The organism is Pseudomonas sp. B707 (assembly GCF_022496685.1).
Classification (GTDB): Bacteria; Pseudomonadota; Gammaproteobacteria; order Pseudomonadales; family Pseudomonadaceae; genus Aquipseudomonas; species Aquipseudomonas paraglycinae.
Window position 1 is genome coordinate 36,954 of record NZ_WTVE01000035.1, and the last position, 21,743, is coordinate 58,696.

The 21,743-nt window shown below is 62.1% G+C and carries 18 protein-coding genes; 11 read left to right on the forward strand and 7 right to left on the reverse strand.

Features of this window, described 5'->3' with window-relative positions:
- Window positions 1-12 precede the first annotated feature (12 nt).
- The 5 genes from GQX66_RS25155 (at window position 13) to GQX66_RS25175 (ending at window position 5,351) form a co-directional block, all read left to right on the forward strand.
- Window positions 13-1,320, forward strand: a complete 1,308-nt coding sequence (locus tag GQX66_RS25155; protein WP_129973430.1) for an NAD(P)/FAD-dependent oxidoreductase — start codon at window positions 13-15, stop codon at window positions 1,318-1,320.
- Window positions 1,321-1,378: 58 nt separating this feature from the next.
- Window positions 1,379-1,795: a RidA family protein gene (locus GQX66_RS25160; protein WP_007950460.1), complete on the forward strand. Its 417-nt coding sequence runs from the start codon at window positions 1,379-1,381 to the stop codon at window positions 1,793-1,795.
- A 27-nt stretch (window positions 1,796-1,822) separates the two neighbouring features.
- The gene (locus tag GQX66_RS25165) at window positions 1,823-2,500 is read left to right on the forward strand and encodes a DUF1028 domain-containing protein (RefSeq protein ID WP_074688650.1); all 678 of its coding nucleotides are present in this window, start codon (window positions 1,823-1,825) and stop codon (window positions 2,498-2,500) included.
- On the forward strand, window positions 2,497-3,645 hold the full coding sequence (argE, locus tag GQX66_RS25170; RefSeq protein ID WP_129973431.1) for an acetylornithine deacetylase: 1,149 nt from the start codon (window positions 2,497-2,499) through the stop codon (window positions 3,643-3,645). Before GQX66_RS25165 ends, argE begins: the two co-directional genes overlap by 4 nt.
- Before the next feature lie 290 nt (window positions 3,646-3,935).
- Complete coding sequence (locus GQX66_RS25175) at window positions 3,936-5,351, forward strand: cytosine permease (RefSeq protein ID WP_240871942.1); 1,416 nt, start codon at window positions 3,936-3,938, stop codon at window positions 5,349-5,351.
- Between the two features lie 70 nt (window positions 5,352-5,421).
- On the opposite strand, the gene GQX66_RS25180 is transcribed toward GQX66_RS25175, so the two are convergent.
- Window positions 5,422-5,919 (reverse strand): helix-turn-helix domain-containing protein, encoded by a 498-nt coding sequence (locus tag GQX66_RS25180; RefSeq protein WP_240871943.1) that lies wholly within the window; start codon window positions 5,917-5,919, stop codon window positions 5,422-5,424.
- A 99-nt stretch (window positions 5,920-6,018) separates the two neighbouring features.
- On the opposite strand from GQX66_RS25180, the gene GQX66_RS25185 reads away from it, so the two are divergent.
- Window positions 6,019-6,657: an isochorismatase family cysteine hydrolase gene (locus tag GQX66_RS25185; RefSeq protein ID WP_240871944.1), complete on the forward strand. Its 639-nt coding sequence runs from the start codon at window positions 6,019-6,021 to the stop codon at window positions 6,655-6,657.
- Window positions 6,654-8,219, forward strand: coding sequence for an aldehyde dehydrogenase (NADP(+)) (locus tag GQX66_RS25190; RefSeq protein ID WP_240871945.1), 1,566 nt, complete (start codon window positions 6,654-6,656; stop codon window positions 8,217-8,219). The genes GQX66_RS25185 and GQX66_RS25190 overlap by 4 nt, the downstream gene beginning before the upstream one ends.
- 87 nt (window positions 8,220-8,306) lie before the next feature.
- Here GQX66_RS25190 and GQX66_RS25195 read toward each other — a convergent pair whose 3' ends face one another.
- A complete protein-coding gene (locus GQX66_RS25195) occupies window positions 8,307-9,188 on the reverse strand; it encodes a LysR family transcriptional regulator (RefSeq protein WP_039767672.1) in 882 nt (293 codons plus the stop codon).
- A 103-nt stretch (window positions 9,189-9,291) separates the two neighbouring features.
- Here GQX66_RS25195 and GQX66_RS25200 point away from each other — a divergent pair, with 103 nt between their 5' ends.
- A complete protein-coding gene (locus GQX66_RS25200; RefSeq protein WP_240871946.1) occupies window positions 9,292-10,683 on the forward strand; it encodes an aldehyde dehydrogenase family protein in 1,392 nt (463 codons plus the stop codon).
- Between the two features lie 58 nt (window positions 10,684-10,741).
- Here GQX66_RS25200 and GQX66_RS25205 read toward each other — a convergent pair whose 3' ends face one another.
- Complete coding sequence (locus tag GQX66_RS25205; protein ID WP_240871947.1) at window positions 10,742-11,572, reverse strand: oxidoreductase; 831 nt, start codon at window positions 11,570-11,572, stop codon at window positions 10,742-10,744.
- A gap of 130 nt (window positions 11,573-11,702) precedes the next feature.
- Between GQX66_RS25205 and GQX66_RS25210 the strand changes: the two genes are divergently transcribed.
- Window positions 11,703-12,608: a LysR family transcriptional regulator gene (locus tag GQX66_RS25210; RefSeq protein ID WP_236190205.1), complete on the forward strand. Its 906-nt coding sequence runs from the start codon at window positions 11,703-11,705 to the stop codon at window positions 12,606-12,608.
- Between the two features lie 6 nt (window positions 12,609-12,614).
- Here GQX66_RS25210 and GQX66_RS25215 read toward each other — a convergent pair whose 3' ends face one another.
- Window positions 12,615-13,784 (reverse strand): DUF1624 domain-containing protein, encoded by a 1,170-nt coding sequence (locus GQX66_RS25215; protein ID WP_240871948.1) that lies wholly within the window; start codon window positions 13,782-13,784, stop codon window positions 12,615-12,617.
- A 115-nt stretch (window positions 13,785-13,899) separates the two neighbouring features.
- Window positions 13,900-16,929 carry an FAD-binding and (Fe-S)-binding domain-containing protein gene (locus tag GQX66_RS25220; RefSeq protein ID WP_240871949.1) on the reverse strand — a complete coding sequence of 1,010 codons (3,030 nt, stop codon included), beginning with the start codon at window positions 16,927-16,929 and terminating at the stop codon, window positions 13,900-13,902.
- 159 nt (window positions 16,930-17,088) lie between these two features.
- On the opposite strand from GQX66_RS25220, the gene GQX66_RS25225 reads away from it, so the two are divergent.
- Window positions 17,089-17,973: a LysR substrate-binding domain-containing protein gene (locus GQX66_RS25225; protein ID WP_129973441.1), complete on the forward strand. Its 885-nt coding sequence runs from the start codon at window positions 17,089-17,091 to the stop codon at window positions 17,971-17,973.
- Between the two features lie 42 nt (window positions 17,974-18,015).
- Here GQX66_RS25225 and GQX66_RS25230 read toward each other — a convergent pair whose 3' ends face one another.
- Together GQX66_RS25230 and GQX66_RS25235 are read right to left on the reverse strand one after the other, a co-directional pair.
- Window positions 18,016-19,290, reverse strand: a complete 1,275-nt coding sequence (locus GQX66_RS25230) for a glucarate dehydratase family protein (RefSeq protein WP_240871950.1) — start codon at window positions 19,288-19,290, stop codon at window positions 18,016-18,018.
- 24 nt (window positions 19,291-19,314) lie between these two features.
- A complete protein-coding gene (locus tag GQX66_RS25235; RefSeq protein WP_240871951.1) occupies window positions 19,315-20,682 on the reverse strand; it encodes an MFS transporter in 1,368 nt (455 codons plus the stop codon).
- Window positions 20,683-20,803: 121 nt separating this feature from the next.
- On the opposite strand from GQX66_RS25235, the gene GQX66_RS25240 reads away from it, so the two are divergent.
- Entirely contained in the window at window positions 20,804-21,703 is a 900-nt protein-coding gene (locus tag GQX66_RS25240) for a LysR substrate-binding domain-containing protein (protein ID WP_085746196.1), read from the forward strand.
- Window positions 21,704-21,743: the final 40 nt, after the last annotated feature.

Here is a 21,743-nt window from a genome sequence, read left to right on the forward strand (position 1 = left end):
AAGGGATCAGAGATGACCACTGAAATAATAAAAACAGACACGCTTGTTGTCGGCGCCGGTCAAGCGGGTGTGGCTATGAGTGAACACCTGAGCAAACTCGGTGTGCCGCACCTGGTGCTGGAGCGCAGCCGCATTGCCGAACGCTGGCGCACCGGGCGCTGGGACTCGCTGGTGGCCAACGGTCCGGCGTGGCACGACCGGTTTCCGGGGATGGAATTCGATGATGTCGATCCGGACGGTTTTGCCCACAAGGAACGTGTCGCCGATTACTTCGAAGCGTATGCAAAGAAATTCAACGCGCCGATCCGCACCGGCGTCGATGTGAAAAGCGTAGTGCGTAATGTCGGTCGCCCGGGCTTCACCATCGAGACCTCCGAGGGCGTGATCGAAGCGGCCCGCGTCGTCGCCGCCACCGGCCCGTTCCAGCGTCCGGTGATCCCGGCCATTGCACCGAAAGATGAGCGTCTGCTGCAGATTCACTCGGCTGATTATCGCAACCCGCAGCAGTTGCCGGCCGGCGCAGTGCTGGTGGTCGGTGCCGGTTCGTCGGGCGTACAGATCGCCGATGAATTGCAGCGCTCGGGCAAGCAGGTTTACCTCTCCGTCGGCGCTCATGACCGCCCTCCTCGCGCTTACCGCAACCGCGATTTCTGCTGGTGGCTGGGCGTCCTCGGCGAGTGGGATCAGGCCGCGATGAAACCCGGCCGCGAGCACGTGACCATCGCCGTCAGCGGTGCCCACGGTGGCCGCACCATCGATTTTCGTGGTCTGGCCCATCGCGGCATGACCCTGGTCGGCGTCACCGAATCGTTCAGCGACGGCGTGGTGACCTTCAAACAGGACCTGCGCGACAACCTCAAGCGTGGCGACGAGAACTACCTCGCGCTGCTGGATGCCGCCGACGCCTACATCGAACGCAACGGCCTCGATCTGCCGCTGGAACCGGAAGCCCGCGAAACGTATCCGGACCCTGAATGCGTGAAAAACCCGCTGGCCGATCTCGATCTGGCCGCCGCCGGTATCACCTCGATCATCTGGGCCACCGGGTTTGCGGTGGACTATTCGTGGCTGAAAGTCGCCGCTTTCGACGACAACGGCAAGCCGCAGCACCAGCGCGGCGTGTCCAGCGAAGCGGGCGTGTATTTCCTCGGTCTGCCGTGGCAGTCGCGACGCGGTTCGTCGTTCATCTGGGGCGTGTGGCACGACGCCAAACACGTGGCCGACCACATCGCCACCCAGCGCAAATACCTGGCCTATCGCGATGCCGAACAACGCGAAGCCGCGCTGCACAACAACGCTGTCGACACCGTCGACGCTTGATTTCCCTCTTCAATCCCGGCGCCCGTCGCGCCGGGTCCGAATTCGTCAGGAGCCGCACATGAGTCAGCCAACCCACACCCGCATCCGCATGTTCAACACCAAGGACACTTACCCGAACCAGACCCTGGACAACGACCTGTGCCAGGCCGTGCGCGCCGGCAACACCGTGTATGTCCGTGGTCAGGTCGGGACCAATTTCGACGGTGAACTGGTCGGTCTCGGCGACCCGCGCGCGCAGACCGAACAGGCCATGCGCAACGTCAAGCAACTGCTCGAAGAGGCCGGCAGCGACCTGAGCCATATCGTCAAGACCACCACTTACCTGATCGACCCGCGCTACCGCGAGCCGGTGTATCAGGAAGTCGGCAAATGGCTGAAGGGCGTGTTCCCGATCTCCACCGGGCTGGTGGTGTCGGCTTTGGGTCAGCCGCAGTGGCTGATGGAAATTGATGTGGTTGCGGTGATTCCCGAGTAATTCGACCTTAGCGAAAGGAGGCCACACATGACATTTTCCATCGCCGCCCGCTGCCCCGAAACCGGTCAGTTCGGCATCGCCATCAGCTCCTCCAGCATCGCCGTCGGCGCCCGCTGCCCGTGGCTGTTGCCGGGGGTTGGTGCGGTGTCGAGCCAGAACATCACTCTGCCGTCGCTCGGCCCGGAAGTGCTCGCCCTGATGGAGCAAGGTCTGGCGCCCGAGGCGGCGCTGGACAAGGTGCTGACCCGCAACGGCTACAGTCAGTACCGGCAGATCACGGCCATTAACCACCTCGGCCAGACCGCGCATTTCAGCGGCGCGCAAACCTTGGGCGTGCACAACGCCGTGTCGGGAGAGCAATGCGTGGCGGCGGGCAACATGCTCGCCGGGCGCTCGGTGATCGAAGCCATGGTCAGCGCGTTCGAAGAAGGCGAAGGTCAATTGGCCGATCGCCTGATCAACGCCCTGCACGCCGCCCAGGCCCTGGGCGGTGAAGCAGGTCCGGTGCATTCGGCAGCCGTGGTCGTGGTGGGTGAACTGACCTGGCCCATCGTCAACCTGCGGGTCGACTGGGCCGATGAAGACCCGATCGGTCAATTGCAAAAACTGTGGGACGCCTATCGCCCGCAGTTGCAGGACTACATCGACCGCGCCCTCGATCCGGCCAAGGCGCCGGGCTACGGGGTTGCCGGAGACGACCGATGAGCGACAGCGTCGCGTTGCTCAAGACGCTGGTGGGGTTCGACACCACCAGCCGCGAGTCCAACCTGCAATTGATCGATTTCGTGCGCAGCTACCTCGAAGGTTTCGATGTGCCGTGCGAGCTGATCTACAACGATGAGCGCAGCAAGGCCAATCTGTTCGCCACGATTGGCCCGGCCGATCAGCCGGGCATCGTGTTGTCGGGGCACACCGATGTGGTGCCCGTCGATGGCCAGCCGTGGACGCTGCCGCCGTTCGAACTCAGCGAGCGTGACGGCAAGCTTTACGGTCGCGGCACGGCGGACATGAAGGGCTACATCGCCTGCGTGCTGGCGCTGGTGCCGTCGTTGCTCGAAGCACCGCTGCGTATGCCGGTGCACATTGCCCTGTCCTACGACGAAGAGGTCGGCTGCCTCGGCGTGCGCTCGTTGCTCAAGGTGCTGGAGCGACGTCCGGTCAAACCGCTGCTGTGCATCATCGGCGAGCCGACCGAACTCAAACCGGTGCTTGGGCACAAGGGCAAACTGGCTGTGCGCTGCGATGTCCAGGGTCATGCCTGTCACTCGGCCTACGCGCCACTCGGAGTGAACGCCATCGAATGCGCCGCCGAGCTGATCGGCGAGCTGGGACGCATCGGCCGGCAACTCAAGGATGAACACCTCGACCCGCGTTTCGACCCGCCGTACTCCACGGTGCAAACCGGCGTGATCAACGGTGGCAAGGCGTTGAACATCGTTCCCGCCGATTGCCGTTTCGACTTCGAAATCCGCGCCCTGCCCTCGCAGGATCCGGCGGTCGTCGCGCAGCAACTCAAGACCTATGCCGAACAGCAAATGCTGCCGCGCATGCGGGCCGTCAGCGAGCAGAGCGATATCCGTTTCAGTGAATTGTCGGCCTATCCAGGGCTGGCGACGGATGCCCGGAGCCAGGCTGCGGAATTGATCGCCACGTTCTGTGGCTCGGACGATTTCGGCACCGTGGCGTTTGGCACTGAAGGCGGATTGTTCGATGCGGTGGGGATTCCCACAGTGGTGTGCGGCCCCGGCAGCATGGATCAGGGGCACAAGCCGGACGAGTTCGTCAGCGTCGATCAGCTCACGGCTTGCGATGAGATGCTGCAACGGATGCTGGCGTCGATTCGCGTCTGAAAAAACGGCCTTGGCTGCAGGATTCAGGTCTGCAGCCGAGCTGCAATAACACCGACAGACAGCTGCTCCGATGGAGGTCAGCTGCGTTGTCGTTCATGGCTCTGAAACGACCGGAACAGAGCGTTTTCCGCTGACCGGAGAGCCTCGTTTTTTTAACGCCTGAAGCAACAAAACTACTAATTTATCTCTCACCTTTCCTTGCCCATGATCAACCCCAACAAGAAATGCGCCGTCCGTGCCGGCGCTCACTGAAGTACGTCCACGTACTCGTCCTTGCCTTGGAGTTCGTCATGACCACCTCTGCATCAACGTCTGCACCGCTCATTGAAAAACACACGATCGGCTACGTGCCGCCCGAAGATCGCCACGGAAAGGTCCGGGATCTGTTCACCCTCTGGTTCGGCGGCAACATTGCGCCGTTGCCCATCGTCACCGGCGCCCTCGGCGTGCAGCTGTTTCACCTGAATCTGGTATGGGGCATCGTCGCCATTCTGGTCGGCCATCTGGTCGGCGGTGTGCTGATGGCGCTGCACTCGGCGCAAGGCCCGCAGATGGGCATCCCGCAAATGATCCAGAGCCGTGCGCAGTTCGGCTCCCTCGGCGCGCTGCTGGTGGTGTTGATTGCCGGCGTCATGTACATCGGCTTCTTCGCCTCCAACATCGTGCTCGCCGGCAAGTCCCTGCATGGCGTGGTCGACAGCGTTCCGGTGCCGGTCGGCATCGTCATCGGCGCGCTGGGTTCGGGGATCATCGGCATCATCGGTTACCGCTTCATCCACGTGCTCAACCGCATCGGCACCTGGGTCCTGGGAATCGGCATCGTGGTCGGCTTCGGCTACATCCTCACCCACATCCAGACCGATGATTTCCTCACGCGCGGCAGCTTCAACCTTTCGGGCTGGCTTGCGACGGTCTCGCTGGCGGCGCTGTGGCAGATCGCGTTTGCGCCGTACGTGTCGGACTACTCGCGTTACCTGCCGGCGAACGTGCCGGTGGCGGCGACCTTCTGGACAACCTATCTGGGATCGGCGCTGGGCTCGAGCCTGTCGTTCATATTCGGCGCCGTCGCTGTGCTGGCAACCCCCGTGGGAATGGACACCATGGACGCGGTGAAACTCGCCACCGGCGCCATCGGCCCGCTGATGCTGGTGCTGTTCCTGCTCAGCGTCATCAGCCACAACGCCCTCAACCTGTATGGCGCGGTGCTGTCGCTGATCACCCTGGTGCAGACTTTCGCTTACCGCTGGATCCCGACCGCCAAGAGCCGCGCGGTGATTTCGATCATCGTGCTGCTGGCCTGCTGCTTCGCTGCGGTCGGCGCGTCGGCAGACTTCATCGGCCACTTCGTCGACATGGTGCTGGTGTTGTTGGTCGTACTGGTGCCGTGGACCGCGATCAACCTGATCGACTTCTACGCCATCCACAAAGGCCAGTACGACATCGGCTCGATCTTCCAGGTCGATGGCGGCATCTACGGCCGCTACAACCCGCAAGCCTTGCTGGCGTATGCGATCGGTATCGCGGTGCAGATTCCATTCATGAACACGCCGCTGTACGTCGGTCCGGTGTCGGCGCACATCAACGGTGCGGACCTGTCGTGGGTGGTTGGCTTGCTGGTGACCTCGCCGCTGTATTTCTGGCTGGCGACTCGTGACAGTGCTTATCGTCGGCGGCTGACTTCCGGAAAACTGGCGGGCAGTCTGTAAGCCATTCGTTCTGAGCTGACACACGAAGGCCCTCGCAAATGAGGGCCTTTTTTGTTTTGGATGGAGCCGTCTATTTCGCCTTGAACGCCTCACGCCGCGCCTGCCGTTCCGCGGCGTACGCCTCTTGAGGCTGGCTGATCAAATCCTCACGGCGCAACACCTCACCGCAGTGATCGCACAACGGCCCGAGTCCGGCGCTGTGGTTGCAGTTCTTGTGGGTCATGTTCACCGCCAGCCCTTCCTCCGGCGACTTGCACCAGGTCTCGCCCCAGGCACGTAACGCAATTATCACCGGGTAAAACGCCTCGCCCTTTGCAGTGAGGTGGTACTCGTAGCGTTTCGGCCGCTCGTTGTACAAGCGACGCTCGACCAGCCCGTCCGCCTCAAGGCTTTTCAGACGGGCGGCGACCATCTGCGGCGTACCGCCAGTCTGGGCCAGGATCTCGTCATAGCGGTGGCTGCCCATGAACAATTCGCGCAAAACCAGCACCGTCCAGCGGTCGCCGACGATCGCCTCGGCCCGGGAAATCGGGCACAGCGTGTCGGGAAGACTATCGTTTACAGCCATCAGGGCTTGCCTCTTTCACAGTTACTATGATTATCATATCAACACGATGCGGGAACAAGCCCTGAGCATCGATCACTCTCATTGCCGGAGTACATCGTCATGTCGAAACCTCTCTATCCGCTCAATAGAACCGCCTACCTGCTGGTCGATCCGTACAACGATTTTCTCTCGGACGGCGGCAAGATCTTTCCGCTGCTCAAACCGATGGCCGAGCAAAACGGCCTGCTCGACAACCTGCGCAAACTCGACCGCGCCGTGCGGGCCCTGGCGATTCCGGTCGTCATCGTACCGCATCACCGCTGGGTCAAAGGCGACTACGAGAACTGGGATCACCCAACCCCGACCCAACAAAAGATCATGCACATGCACCACTTCGCACGCGGCGAATGGGGCGGTGAATGGCACCCGGATTTCGCGCCGAAGGACGGTGACATCGTGGTCCAGGAACACTGGGGCTCCAGCGGTTTCGCCAATACCGACCTGGATTTTCGCCTGAAGCAGCAAGGCATCACTCACGTGATCATCGTCGGCCTGCTGGCCAACACCTGCATCGAAGCCACCGCGCGCTACGCGTCGGAACTCGGCTACCACGTCACGCTGGTGCGCGATGCGACCGCCGCATTCAAAGAGGAAATGATGCACGCCGCCCACGAACTCAACGGACCGACCTTCGCCCATGTCATCACTACCACGGACGAACTGATCGCCAACTTTCAGTCGCAAGGTGAAGCGAAATGAGTCTGACCGGCCATCTGCTGATCGGCGCCGCTGACGTCCCCGCCTCCGAGGGCACGATGAAGGCGCTGAATCCGGCAACCAACACACTGATCGAACCTGAATTCGCCTTCGGTGGTACGGCCCAGGTCGATCAGGCGGCTACCCTCGCTGACGCGGCATTCGACAGCTACAGCCACACCTCGCTGGCCGAACGTGCGGCGTTTCTCGAAAGCATCGCCGACAACCTCGACGCCGTCCGTGAGGAACTGGCCGCCCGCGCTGCCCTGGAAACCGGGCTGCCTCAGGCACAACTGGAAGGCGAAGCCGCCAAAGCTGCGACCCAGTTCCGTCAGTTCGCCGAGGTGGTGCGCAAGGGGCGCTTTCTGCAACTGGCGATAGACCCGGCGCAACCTGATCGACAGCCGCGACCACGGATGGATCATCGCCTGCAGAAAGTTGCCATCGGCCCGGTGGCGATCTTCGGTGCGAGCAACTTTCCGATCTCCTATTCGGTGGCCGGTGGCGACACCGCGTCGGCACTTGCAGCCGGTGCGACGGTGATTCTCAAGGCGCACAACGCGCATCCTGGGGCCTCGGAAATCCAGGCTCGCGCCATCCGTAAAGCAGTGCAGAAGCATGGCTTGCACGAGGGTGTTTTTTCGATGGTGCGCGGTGGCGGCAATGTCATCGGTGAGGCACTCGTCGATCATCCGTTGATTAAAGCGGTGACGTTCACCGGTTCAGAGGTGGGCGGCATGGCGCTTTATCGTCGCGCGCAGTTGCGGCCTGATCCGATTCCGGTGTTTACCGAAATGACCAGCGTCAACCCGACGTTCATTTTGCCCGCCGCGCTGGCCGCGCGCGGCAGTGAAATCGGCGATGGTTTTATCGAGCGGATGCTGGTGAATGTCGGGCAAGCCTGTCTGTGTCCGTCGATTCTGATCGCGGTCGAGGGTGAAGGTCTGCAAGCGCTGCGCAGCGCCATGATCAAGCGAGTCAGCGAAGCGCCGGCACGCACAATGTTGACGCCGGGGATTCACGGTTCATACGTCAAAGGCCTGGTGGCGATGGAAAGCGTGGGAGCGAATCTGGTAGCGGTCGGCGCTCCGGCGGATGGCCAGTTTGAAGGGCGCTCGGCGCTGCTGGAAGTTGACGGTCAACGCCTGCTCAGCGAACCGGCGCTGGCCCATGAAGTGTTCGGTCCGGCGGCGCTGTTGGTAACGGTCAGGGATGATGAAGAGTTGCTGGCGGTCGCCCGTTCGTTCAAGGGTCAACTGAGCGCAGCCATTCACCTTGAAGACCGCGATCTGGATCTGGCCCGGCGTCTGCTGCCGATCCTCGAACGCCGCACCGGACGCATCGTGGTCAACGCCTTCGCCCATCCGCAGGAAGTGACCTTCGCCACCGTACACGGCGGGCCATTCCCGGCCACGTCGGACAGCCGCTTCACCTCGGTCGGCATGACCTCGATCGAGCGCTTTTTGCGGCCGGTGGCGTATCAGGGCTTTCCGAATGCGTTGCTGCCGGAGGTGTTGCGCGACGGCAATCCACTCGACTTGCCCCGCAGCATCGACGGCCAATGAAAAATGCCCGGTTCGGCGAATCACCGAACCGGGCAAGCTTTTCAATCAAATGAGCAGGTCTTCATGGAGAGACCCGAACCCATAGGGTCAATTCTCTTCTGCGCGCACCACACCGCGCTCCTCCAGCAAGCGCACGAACATGCTCAGACTGCGCGACACCGTACCCCGTCGCCACACCAGCCACGTCGTCAGATAGCGAAAATCCGCCGCCAGCGGCCAGACGCTCACCGTTGCGCAGCCGGGCATGCTCTGCAGCATGCTGCGCGGCATCAAAGCCAGGCCGGCGCCGGCGCTGACGCAGGCGAGCATGCCGTGATAGGACTCCATTTCAAAGATCTTGCCGGGCACGGCAGCATCGGTGCTGAACCATTTTTCGAAGTGATGGCGATAGGAGCAGTTCGAGCGGAACGCATAGATGTTCTCGCCGTTCACGTCCGCCGCGCGCTGGATCGGCCCGTGATGCAGTGGCGAGATGATGACCATTTCTTCTTCGAACGCCGGGATGCCCTCCAGCGCCGGGTGCAGGACCGGGCCGTCGACGAACGCAGCCGCCAGGCGCCCGGAAAGCACACCGTCGATCATCGTCCCGGACGGCCCGGTCGACAGGTCCAGATCGACCTTGGGATGTTGCTGGTTATAGGTCGCCAGCAAACCGGGAATCCGCACCGCCGCCGTACTTTCCAGCGATCCCAGCGGAAACGCGCCTTGCGGTTCCTCGCCGGCCACCGTGGCGCGGGCTTCCTGCACCAGATCGAGAATGCGCCGCGCGTATTCAAGAAAACTCCAGCCGGCCGGCGACAGGCGCAAGCGGCTTTTCTCGCGGATGAACAGATCGACGCCCAGATCTTCCTCCAACTGCTTGATGCGGGTCGTCAGGTTCGACGGCACGCGATGGATCTGCGCCGCCGCAGCGCTGATGCTGCCGTGCTCGGCAACGGCCTTGAAGATTTCCAGTTGCACCAGATCCACAGTCATTCTCCAATCGTGAAAGAAACGCTCTTTATTATTCAGTTTCCAGAAACCAAACGCCACCCTACTCTGAGCGCATCCACTGACCTCGCAGGACGACGCCATGAGCCCGATTTCCAGCCAGACCCACGCCATCTCGATCAATCCCGCCACTGGCGAGCAGATCGGTCACTACGCCTTCGAATCCGCCGAGGCTCTCGACGCAGCGCTGACCCGCGCCGCGTTCGGCTTCAACAAGTGGAAACGCAAACCGCTGCAGGATCGCTCCCGCGCCCTGACCGCACTGGCCGGCGCGCTGCGTGACAGCAGCGAAGCCATGGCCACCATGATCACCCGGGAAATGGGCAAGCCGATCGCCCAGGCCCGTGGCGAAATCGAGAAATGCGCCAAGCTCTGCGAGTGGTACGCCGAACACGGCCCGGCCATGCTCAACGCCGAAGCGACCCTGGTCGAGGGCGGTAAGGCACGTATCGAGTACCGTCCGCTCGGCCCGATCCTCGCCGTGATGCCGTGGAACTTCCCGATCTGGCAAGTGCTGCGCGGTGCGGTCCCGGCCCTGATCGCCGGCAACACTTACGTGCTCAAACATGCGCCGAACGTGATGGGCAGCGCCTACCTGCTGCGCGACGCCTTCACCCGAGCCGGTTTTGCCGATGGCGTGTTTGAAGTGATCAACGTCACCCCGGAAGGAGTGTCCAGCGCCATTGCTGACCCGCGCATTGCTGCCGTAACTCTGACCGGCAGCGTCCGGGCCGGCATGGCCATCGGCGCACAGGCCGGTGCCGCGCTGAAAAAATGCGTGCTGGAGCTGGGCGGTTCCGATCCGTTTATCGTGCTCAATGACGCCGATATCGACGAAGCCGTGCAAGCGGCCGTGATCGGTCGTTACCAGAACTCAGGCCAGGTCTGCGCCGCTGCCAAACGTCTGATCATCGAAGAAGGCGTGGTTGAAGAATTCACCCGCAAATTCGTCGAAGCCACTCGCCAGTTGAAGATGGGCGATCCATTGTCCGCCGACAACTACATCGGCCCGATGGCCCGTTTCGATCTGCGCGACGAACTGGATCAACAAGTGCGCGACACCCTGGAAGAAGGCGCCACCCTGCTGCTCGGCGGCGGCAAAGTAGAGGGTTCGGGCAACTACTACGAGCCGACCGTACTGGCCGACGTCACCGATCGCATGACCTCGTTCAAGCAGGAACTGTTCGGCCCGGTGGCCTCGATCATCACCGCCCGCGATTGCGCCCACGCCGTGGCCCTGGCCAACGACAGCGAGTTCGGCCTGACCGCCACGATCTACACCGCCAACGTCGCCCTGGCCCAGCAACTGACCAGCGAACTGGAAACCGGCGGCGTGTTCATCAACGGCTACTCCGCCAGCGACCCGCGCGTGACCTTCGGCGGCGTGAAGAAAAGCGGTTTCGGCCGTGAGCTGTCGCACTTCGGCGTGCGCGAGTTCTGCAATGCGCAGACGGTGTGGCTGGATCGCCGCTGATCCGGTCGATCCGATAAACCCTGGGAGAGCGGGCTTGCCCGCTCTCCCAGGTCTTGTTTCAGTTCTTGAAATCCGTGGACAACGCCAGCTCATTCCACTCGGCCAGTTCCTGCGCCACCAAACGGTTCTTCGCTTCGATCCGCGCAATCGTGTCGCTGCCCAACGCCAGCCGCTGCGGCGGGTTCGGTGCGTTGACCAGTGCCAGCATCGCTTCGGCAAACTTCACAGGATCGCCCGGTTGTGCATGGTTGGCCGCTTCGGCAAAGGTGCGCATCTTGCCGACGGTTTCGTTGTAGTCCGGCAGCACCAGCGCGGTCTTGATCAGCGATTGTTCGTCGAGGAAGTCGGTGCGGAAGAAGCCCGGTTCGACCACCGTGGCATGAATGCCCAGCGGCGCCAGTTCCTGATGCAGCGCTTCGCTGATGCCTTCCACTGCGAACTTGGTCGAGCCGTAGACACCCCAGCCCACGTAGGCCTGATAACCGCCAATCGACGAGATGTTGATGACCCGTCCACTGCGCTGGGCGCGCATGTGTGGCAGCACGGCGCGGGTGACGTTGAGCAGGCCGAACACGTTGGTGGCGAACAGGCGCTCGGTTTCGCTGGCGCTGGTTTCTTCAACGGCGCCCAACACGCCGAAGCCGGCATTGTTGATCAGCACGTCGATGCGACCGAAGCGCTTGATGCCTGCTGCCACCGCTTGGTGGGCTTCCTCTTCGCGGGTGACGTCCAGCCGCACGGCCAGCAGGTTCGGGTGTTCGCCGAGGCGGTCGGTGATGTCTTGCGGGTTGCGGGCGGTGGCAATCACCGCGTCACCGGCACGCAGGGCCTGTTCAGCGATAAGGGTGCCAAAACCACGGGAAGCTCCGGTAATCAGCCAGGTACGCATATCAACTCCTCCTGTCGGTGACCCTGGCGAGATTGCCGGGCCTTCTTGATGAGTTGAGTCGACTTTAAAGCCGTGCTACTGATGTGATAATCCCAACAAATTTGCATGACTTTGTGAAAGGCGCTCACAAATGAAAAACCCGTCCACGACGGATCTGCCGATCTTTCTCTGCATTGCCCAGCACCTGAATTTCAGCCGTGCGGCGGTGGATCTGGGCCTGACGCCGTCGGCACTGAGCCATTCATTGCGAGCGCTGGAAAATCGCCTCGGCGTGCGCCTGTTCAATCGCACCACCCGCAGCGTGGCTCTGACCGAGGCGGGCGAACGGTTGTATGCGCGGCTGAAACCGGCGTTTCGCGATATCGAAGATGCGCTTGAAGACCTCAATCACTTTCGCGACAAGCCCTCGGGCAATCTGCGCATTACCTCCGGGCGCCAGGCGTGCGAGCTGGTGCTGCTGCCTATAGCCAGCGAGTTTCTGAAGATTTACCCGGATATTCGTCTGGAAGTAGTCGAGAGCGATGCGCTGCTGGATATCGTCGCCTCCGGATTCGATGCAGGTGTACGCTTCGGCAACCGGCTGGAAGCTGACATGGTGTCGATGCCCATCGGACCGAATCTGCGTTCAGTGGTGGTCGGCTCACCCGGCTTTTTCGAACGACATCCCGCGCCACAGAAACCTGAAGATTTGCATGCCCTTCCCTGCATCCGACATCGGTTCCCGAGCGGTTCGATGTACCGCTGGGAATTCGAACGCGGTGGCATTGAACAGGAAATCGAGGTCAACGGCCCCCTGACCCTGGGCGATGTCAGCCTGATGATCGGCCCGGCGTTGCAGGGCTTGGGACTGGCGTATGTGTTCGAGGACATGGCTCGCGAGCACTTGGCGAGCGGACGGCTGGTGCAGGTGCTGGCGGACTGGTGTCCGTACTATCCCGGCCTGCACCTGTACTACCCGAGCCGACGCCATGTACCGGCGCCGCTCAAGGCGTTTATCGACTTCGCCCGCAATGCCCGCGAGGGCAAAACGAGCTGAGCCGTTCTACAGATACTTCAACCAGGCGATGTCACGGCGTCGGGCCTTCAGTGCCGAAAACCAGCGCACGGCCGGGAACAAAGCGACCGCCAGCACCATCGCCGCCAGCCACACCGCCGTCACCGACGAGAAACCGAAATAGGTGCCCTGATTGAGTCCAAACAGCGCCACGCCAATCAGGTACAACACCTTCAGCGCATACAGGTGCAGCAGGTAGAAAAACATCGGCGCCGAGCCGAACACCGTCAGCCAGCGAATCCAGCGTCGATCCTGCGCGCGTTCGAACACCAGCAACAGCAGTAGCCCGACACTTACCGTCAACGTGATGAACAACAGCGACGGCGGGTATTTGGTAATGTTGAAGAAGCTCATCAGGGTTTGCAGACCGCTGTCACCGAAGGCCCAGGGTTTCTCGCCGTAACCGTTGACCAGTCGTAGTCCGACAAAGCCCAGCAACCCGGCGACACCACCGATCAACAAACGGCGCTGGCGCACGCCGGCATCGGCTGCGCGAGCGAACCACGGCCCCAGCGCGTAACCCAGCCCGATCACGCCGATCCACGGCAACAACGGGTACGAGGTGCGCAGACGCAAAGTCTCGCCGGCCTCGATCCAACCGCGGTCATGCAGGATTGCCCATGGCACGTGCAGTGCCGACTCGGTTGCGAAGTGCAGTCCGTCGAGCAGGTTGTGCCCGGCGATGATCGCAACGCTCAACGTCAGCAGCAGCCAGCGTGGCAGCCAGACCAGCAGCGACAGCGCGATCATGCTCAGGCCGATCGCCCAGATCACTTGCAGGTAGATCACGGTCGGCGGCAGCTGGAACGTCCAGGCGAAATTCACCAGGGTGAATTCGAGCGCCACCAGAAACAAACCGCGCTTGAACAGGAAGGCACTGACGTCAGCCTTGCCGTCGTACTTCTCGCCGAACAGCCACGCCGACAACCCGGTCAGCAGCACGAATACCGGCGCGCACAGATGTGCCAGGGTGCGGCTGAAGAACAGCGCCGGTTCCGTGCTGGCGATGTCCATCGGGTCGCTGACCTGTCGATGCAGCAGAAAGGTTTCGCGCACGTGATCCAGCAACATGAACAGAATCACCAGGCCACGCAGCGCATCAATGGACAGCAACCGGCCAGTGGCCGAGGGGGCAGAACGGGGAACCGCAATCGTCATGGAAGTATCGCAATCGAAAGGTTGATCGATGCAGCCGCCCGAAAGCGGCCGCATAATTTGCGTTACCTTATAACATGAAAAACCGATCCAATCGCCAGTGGTTCTCAAGCAGCGATCACGCGGTACGCAGGGTTTCCAGCACGACCTGCAACGGATGGCGTAACTGTCGATCGGCTTGGCGCTTGACCTGACTACGGCAGGAATACCCGGTGGCCAGCGCCTCGCCCTTCTCCGCCGGCGCCTCGATCTGCTTCGCCCAGGACTGCTCGTAAATCACCGCCGAGGTCTCGCGATTGCGCGCTTCGTGTCCGTAAGTACCGGACATCCCACAGCACCCGGTGGCCTGGGTCGCCAGCTTCAGGCCGACACGTTCGAACACCTGCTCCCATTGCCGGGTGGCGGCCGGGGCGTTGGTTTTCTCGGTGCAATGCGCCAGCAGGCGGAAGGTGTCCTCGCGGCGCTGATCGGCCTGCTCCGGCATGACCTTGAGCAACCACTCCTGCACCAGTGCCACCTCCGGGCATTTCTCCATCCCCGGCACTTTCAGATATTCCTGGCGATAGACCAGAGTCATCGCCGGATCGAGCCCCACCAACGGCACCCCGATCTCGGCCAGCGCGCGCAACTGCCCTGCATTGCGCAACGCCGCGCGATTGAACGCCGACAGGAAACCCTGCACGTGCAGCGGCTTGCCGTTGGCACTGAACGGCGCCAGATAAACCTGATAACCGAGACGCGAAATCAGCTCGATCAGATCCGCCAGCAGCGGCGCCTCGAAATACCGGGTGAAGGCGTCCTGCACCAGCACCACACTGCGCTCGCGCTGGGCTGCAGTCAGCGCCGACAACACCTCGACCGACGCCGGCTGAACCTGCCAGCGACGCATAGCCGCGTGGAAATCGAAACGGCTGAGCAACGGCACATCGACCATGCCGCCAAGACGTTCGATCAAGCGCCGGCTGAACGAGGCGCCCATCAAGCCGTTATAGAGAAACGGAATCCGCGCCATGTACGGAATCGTGTACTCCAGTGAAGCAATCAGATATTCCCGCGCCGGTCGCAGATAACGGGTGTGATACAGCTCCAGAAACCGTGAACGGAAGTCCGGCACGTTGACCTTTACCGGGCACTGCCCCGCGCAGGACTTGCACGCCAGGCAGCCGGCCATGGCGTCGTACACCTCGTGGGAGAAGTCCTGTTCCTGCGCACGGCTGTTGCGCCAGCGCTGCAGCAACGTGCTGAAAAACGGCGGACGGCGGCTGGCATCGGCCAACACGTCGACCCCCGCCTCGCCCTGCAACCGCAGCCATTCGCGAATCAGCGAGGCGCGGCCCTTGGGCGATTGCGCGCGCTGGCGGGTGGCTTTCCACGACGGGCACATGGCGTCGTCGGGATCGAAGTTGTAGCAGGCGCCGTTGCCGTTGCAGTGCATCGCCGCGCCGTAGTCCTGCCAGACTTTTTCGTCGATCTGCCGATCGAGTTCGCCGCGCAGGGTCACTTCGTCAATCTTCAACAATACAGCGCCGGGAATGTTCGGCGTGGCGATCTTGCCGGGGTTGAACTGGTTGAACGGATCGAACGCCGCCTTCAAGGCTTGCAACGCCGGGTACAACTCACCGAAGAACGCCGGCGCATATTCCGAACGCAGGCCCTTGCCGTGCTCACCCCACAGCAGGCCGCCGTAACGCTGGGTCAACGCGGCGACGCCGTCCGACACCGGGCGCACCAGTGCGGCTTGTTGTGGGTCTTTCATGTCGAGAATCGGCCGTACGTGCAGCACGCCGGCATCGACGTGGCCAAACATGCCGTATTGCAGCTTATGGCTGTCGAGCAGGTCGCGCAGTTCGGCGATGTACTCGGCCAGGTGTTGCGGTGGCACGGCGGTGTCTTCGACAAACGGCTGTGGCCGCGCTTCACCGGCGACGTTGCCGAGCAAGCCCACTGCGCGTTTGCGCATGCCGTAGACGCGATTCACCGCCGCATGCCCGACGGCCAGCGTGTGGCCCAGACGCTCGACCGTGGCGTCGTTGCCCAAGTGCTGGACGAAGGCTTCGACCCGGCGTTGCAACTCCTCGGGATCGTCGCCGCAGAACTCCACCAGGTTGATCCCCAGCGTCGGCCGCTCGGCGCTTTCCGGGAAGTATTCGGCGACGCCGTGCCAGACGATGTCCTGCATCGCCAGCAACAGCACTTTGGAGTCGACGGTTTCGATCGACAATGGCTTGAGCGCCATCAACGCGCGGGCATCGCGCAAGGCATCCATGAAGCCGGCGTAGCGAATGTTCACCAGCATCGTGTGCTTGGGGATCGGCAACACGTTGAGCTTGGCCTCGACCACAAACCCCAGCGAACCTTCAGCACCGCACAGCACGCTGTTGAGGTTGAAACGGTTGTCGGCTTCGCGCAGGTGCGCCAGATCGTAGCCGGTCAGGCAGCGGTTGAGGTCGGGGAAGGTTTCCCGGATCAGCTCGCGCTGCTCATCGATGATCTGCCGCGCGCAGCGATACACCTCGCCGGCCCGGCCCTCGCGGGCGCATTCCGCTGCCAGTTCGCTTTCTTCCAGCGGGCGGCCGTGCAAGCGCTCGCCACCGCGCAGGACCATGTTCAACTCCAGCACGTGGTCGCGGGTCTTGCCGTAAGTGCAGCTGCCCTGGCCGCTGGCGTCGGTGTTGATCATGCCGCCGACGGTGGCACGGTTCGAGGTCGACAGTTCCGGGGCGAAAAACAGCCCGGCGGATTTCAGGGCGGCGTTGAGTTGATCCTTCACCACACCGGCCTGCACCCGTACCCAACGCTGTTCAACGTTGATTTCGAGGATGCGGTTCATGTGTCGCGACAAGTCAACGACGATGCCGTCGGTCAACGACTGGCCGTTGGTGCCGGTGCCGCCGCCGCGAGGGGTGATTACCACTTTCTGGTAAGCCGGCTCGGCGATCAGGCGCGCCAGTAGCGCCACGTCGTCGGCGTCGCGCGGGAACACCGCCGCTTGCGGCAAGCGCTGATAGATCGAGTTGTCGGTAGCCAGCACAACGCGGCTGGCGTAGTCGGCACTGATTTCGCCGCGAAAACCGCCGGTTTCAAGGGCTTTGAGAAACTGTTGGTAATCGGTGTTCAGCGCGGTGGAAGGCGACAGCTGGGCAATCATCGGAAGGGCAATCTCGGTCAAAAACGGGCCGTGTGGCGGTGAACAGTTGTGCGCAATGAATGATTGCGTCACGCTCCCGCCATCTCATAGGCCTTATGTTCATTGCAGAGTGACGCCGGGACAACCGTAAAATCGACCCGCAATCCATGACTAAAACGAATGAATCCGCGAACCCTCACTCCCTCGATGTCGTTGCTGCTGGCATTTGAAGCCGCCGCACGCCATGAAAGCTACACCCGCGCCGCTCACGAACTGTCGCTGACTCAGAGTGCGGTCAGCCGTCAGGTGCAGATACTGGAAAAGATGCTCGGGATGCGCCTGTTCAGCCGCGAAGGCCGGCGGGTGATCCTTACCGACGTCGGGCGCATGTACCAGCGCGAGCTGTCCGAAGCCCTCGGGCAGATCCGCAGTGCGACCTTGCAGGCCATGGCGTTTGGCTCGGGGATTCACAGTTTGCGCCTGGCGACCCTGCCGACCTTCGGCTCCAAATGGCTGCTGCCGCGCTTGAAGGACTTCTACACCGCGCACCCGGGCATGACCGTGCACCTGCATTCACGCATCGAAACGATCGACTTCGACACCAGCGAAATCGACGCGGCGATTTGCGTCGGCGGCGGTGACTGGCCGGGGCTGACCGCCCACCGCCTGCACACTGAAGAATTGGTGGTGATCGCCAGCACGCAGTTGTCCGATACCGAACGTCTCACTGCCGACAAGGATATCGCCGGGCAACTGCTGCTCAACGTCAGCAGCAACGCTCAGGCCTGGTCCGAGTGGTTCAGTCATCACGCCCTGCCCCATCGCAGCATGCGCATCGGGCCGAGTTTCGAGATGACCTCGCACTTGATCCAGGCCGTACGCGCCAATATCGGGATCGGGCTGGTGCCGAGGATTCTGGTGGAAGATGAATTGCACAACGGCGAGCTATTGCAACTGGGTGAACCGATCAGCAGCCGGCGCAGCTATTACCTGGTGTACCCGGCGCGCAATGAGTCGCTGGCGTCGCTGAAGGCGTTTCGCGACTGGTTGATGCGTACGCTCTGAAACAACAGAGGGCGCCGTTTGGCGCCCTCTGGTTTTGCTCGATCAGAACCGCGGCTTCAGCGCTTTCCAGTCAGGTTTGTAGCGCTGCATCTGCCGCACGTCATCGCGCTGGCGAATGCCGCAGGTCAGGTACTGGTCATGCAGCTTGCCCAGTTGATCGTGATCCAGTTCCAGCCCCAGGCCCGGTGCACGCGTGATCTTCACGCAGCCATCGACGATCGGCAGCTTGCCGCCCTTGATCACCTCTTCATCCGGCTCCTGCCACGGATAATGGGTGTCGCACGCGTAATCCAGATTCGGCACCGCCGCCGCCACGTGAGCCATCGCCATCAGGCTGATGCCCAGGTGTGAATTGGAGTGCATCGACACGCCGAGGCCGAAGGTATCGCACATTTTCGCCAGCGTCTGGGTGTCGCGCAGGCCGCCCCAGTAATGGTGATCGGCGAGGACAATCTGCACGCTGTTCAACGCGACGCTACGGCGGAATTCGTCGAAATCGGTGACCACCATGTTGGTCGCCAGCGGCAGCCCGGTGCGTTTGTGCAGTTCGGCCATCCCTTCGAGGCCCGGGGTCGGGTCTTCGTAATACTGCAGGTCATCACCCAGCAACTCGGCCATGCGGATCGAGGTTTCCAGCGACCAGTTGCCGTTGGGATCGATGCGCAGCGGATAACCGGGAAAGGCCTTTTTCAGCGCCTTGATGCACGCCACTTCGTGCTCCGGCGGCAGCGTGCCGGCCTTGAGCTTGATGCTCTTGAAGCCATAAGCCTCGATCATTCGCGCGGCCTGGGCGACGATCTGCTGTTCGTTCAGCGCCTCGCCCCAGTTGTCCGGTTTGTACGGTGAATCAACGTGCTGCGCATACTTGAAAAACAGGTAGGCGCTGAACGGCACTTCATCACGCACCGCCCCGCCCAGCAGGTCCACCAACGGCACATTCAAATAGCGCGCCTGCAAGTCGAGAAACGCCACTTCGAATGCCGAATACGCGTTACTGACGGCCTTGCTGGCGTGGGAACCGGGCGCCAGTTCGGCACCCGCCAGACTGGTTGGTTTGTTGGCAGCGACCGTGGCCTGAACGATCCGACGCAACTGATTGAGGTTGAACGGATCGAGGCCAATCAACTGCGATTGCAACTGTTGCTGGATCGCCAGTGCCGGGGCATCGCCGTAGCTTTCGCCGAGACCGATATAGCCGTTGTCGCTTTCGATCTCGATGATCGAGCGCAGGGCAAACGGTTCGTGGATGCCACTGGCGTTGAGCAGCGGCGGATCACGGAAAGCGATCGGAGTGACGGTGACACGAGTAATTTTCAAAATGACGCTCCTGTTGAGTCGGAATCAGTGGCTCGCCACCGGATTGGCCGTCGGCGCAACGGCGGTCTCGGGTTCAGGCTTTGCCGGGGTTTTGCCTTTGGTGCCGGGCGCCATGCGGGCGAAGAAAATCACCACTGCTGCCACCAGCGAAGTTGCGGCCAGACCATACAGGCCGCCCTCGATGGAGCCGGTGGTCTGCTCCAGAAAACCGAACGCGGTCGGCGCAACGAAGCCACCCAGATTGCCGATGGAGTTGATCAGCGCGATCACCGCCGCCGCGATGCGCGCATCCAGATAGCTTTGCGGAATCGGCCAGAACAGCGCCGAAGCCGCCTTGAAACCGATGGCCGCAAAACAGATCGCGACGAAGGCGAAAATCGGCCCTCCGGTGGTGGACATGAACATGCCGAACGCGGCGATCACCAGAGTCAGCGCGACCCACGCCTGCTGGAATTTCCACTTGCCGGCCAGCGCCGCAAAGCCGTACATCGCGACGATGGAAATGATCCACGGCACCGAGTTGAGAAGTCCGACCTGGAAATCGCCGAGGTTGCCCATTTTCTTGATCATGCTCGGCAGCCAGAAGGTGGCACCGTAGATCGTCAGGGCGATAGAGAAGTAGATGAAGCAGAACAGCGCGATCTGCCGGTCAGCCAACAGTTTGAACATCGAAGGTTTGGCGACGCGGGTTGCTTCGCGGGCACGCTGCTCCTCGGCGATCGCGGCCACCAGCGCCTCGCGCTCCTCTTCGCTCAGCCACTTGGCCTGGCGCGGATGGGATTGCAGCCAGAACCAGACAAACCCGCAGAGCACTACCGACGCGGCGCCTTCGATCAGGAACATCCATTGCCAGCCGTGCAGGCCCAGACCGCTGATATGCAACAGCGCGCCGGACACCGGGCCGGAAATTACCGACGCGATTGCAGAACCGCTGAGAAACACCGCCATGGTCTTGCCACGCTCAGAGGCCGGCAACCATTGGGTGAAGTAATAAATGATCCCCGGGAAGAACCCGGCTTCGGCAGCGCCCAGGATGAAGCGCAGCACGTAGAAACTGGTTTCGCCTTTGACGAACGCCATGGCCATCGCCGCTGCGCCCCAGGTGAACATGATCCGCGTCAGCCAGACGCGGGCGCCGTAGCGTTGCAGAAGCATGTTGGACGGCACTTCAAACAAGGCGTAACCGATGAAAAACAGACCGGCGCCAAGGCCATAGGCGGCAGCACCGATACCCAGATCGGTTTCCAGATGACTGCGCACAAAACCGATGTTGACCCGGTCGATGTAGTTGACGATGAACATCACCACGAACAACGGCAGCACATGGCGCTTGACCTTGGCGGCGGCGCGGGCGAGTACCGTGATGTCTGGCGGACTCTGGAGGGTTTTCAAGGGGCGACTCCCGATCTTTGTTTTTGTAGGGAAGGCCTGTTCAGGCGTAGAGCGATCATGGACGGGGCAATTGATCCCGTCTAATCTAACCTGGCATTCGATTGATACCTGGATTAGATCAATGTTCGAATTGACCCAACTGCGCTGCTTCACCACCGTCGCCACCGAACTCAACTTCCGCCGCGCCGCCGAGCGGTTGAACATGACCCAGCCGCCACTCAGCCGGCAGATCCAGTTACTGGAACATCATCTGGGCGTCGAACTGTTTACCCGCAGCACGCGCAGTGTCGCGCTCACCGCCGCCGGCCGGGCGTTTTTCATCGAAGCGCAGAATCTGCTCGAACGCGCGCAACAGGCTGCCGTCACCGCCCGGCGCTTTGCCGAGGGCGATATCGGTTCGGTGAACATCAGTTTTGTCGGCAGCGCGGTGTACGAGTTCTTGCCCAAGGTCATCGCCGAGGCGCGCCTCAAGCAGCCGCAGGTGAAGATCGACCTGACTGAAATGAACACCTATCAGCAACACGAAGCCCTGCGCGCCCGACGCATCGATCTGGGCATCGTCCGCGCGCCGTTGCTGGAACCGGGCTACGCCACCGAATGCCTGGTGCGCGAGCCGTTTGTGCTGGCGGTGCCGAGCGGCCATCGACTGGCGGAGGCTGACGACGTTTCAGTGAAGGATCTGGATGGGCAGCCGTTCCTGATGTATTCCCACGCGGCCTATCCGCCGTTCAACGAATTGCTGACCGGCATGCTGCGTTCGGCCCGGGTCGCGCCGGATTACGTGCAGTGGCTGGGGTCTTCGCTGACGATTCTGGCGCTGGTCAACGCGGGCATGGGGCTGGCGCTGGTGCCGCGTTGCGCGACCAGTGTGGTGTTCAGGAGTGTGGTGTTTCGCGAGATCGATCTGGGCGAAGGGGTTCAGAGCGAGCTGCATCTGATCTGGCGGGAGAACAACGACAACCCGGCGTTTGCGATGTTGCTGGAGGGCATTCGCCGGGCGGTGAAGGATGGATGGGGCTAGGAATGGGTATGAGGATATGGAGGGTACTTCGGCGGAGGAG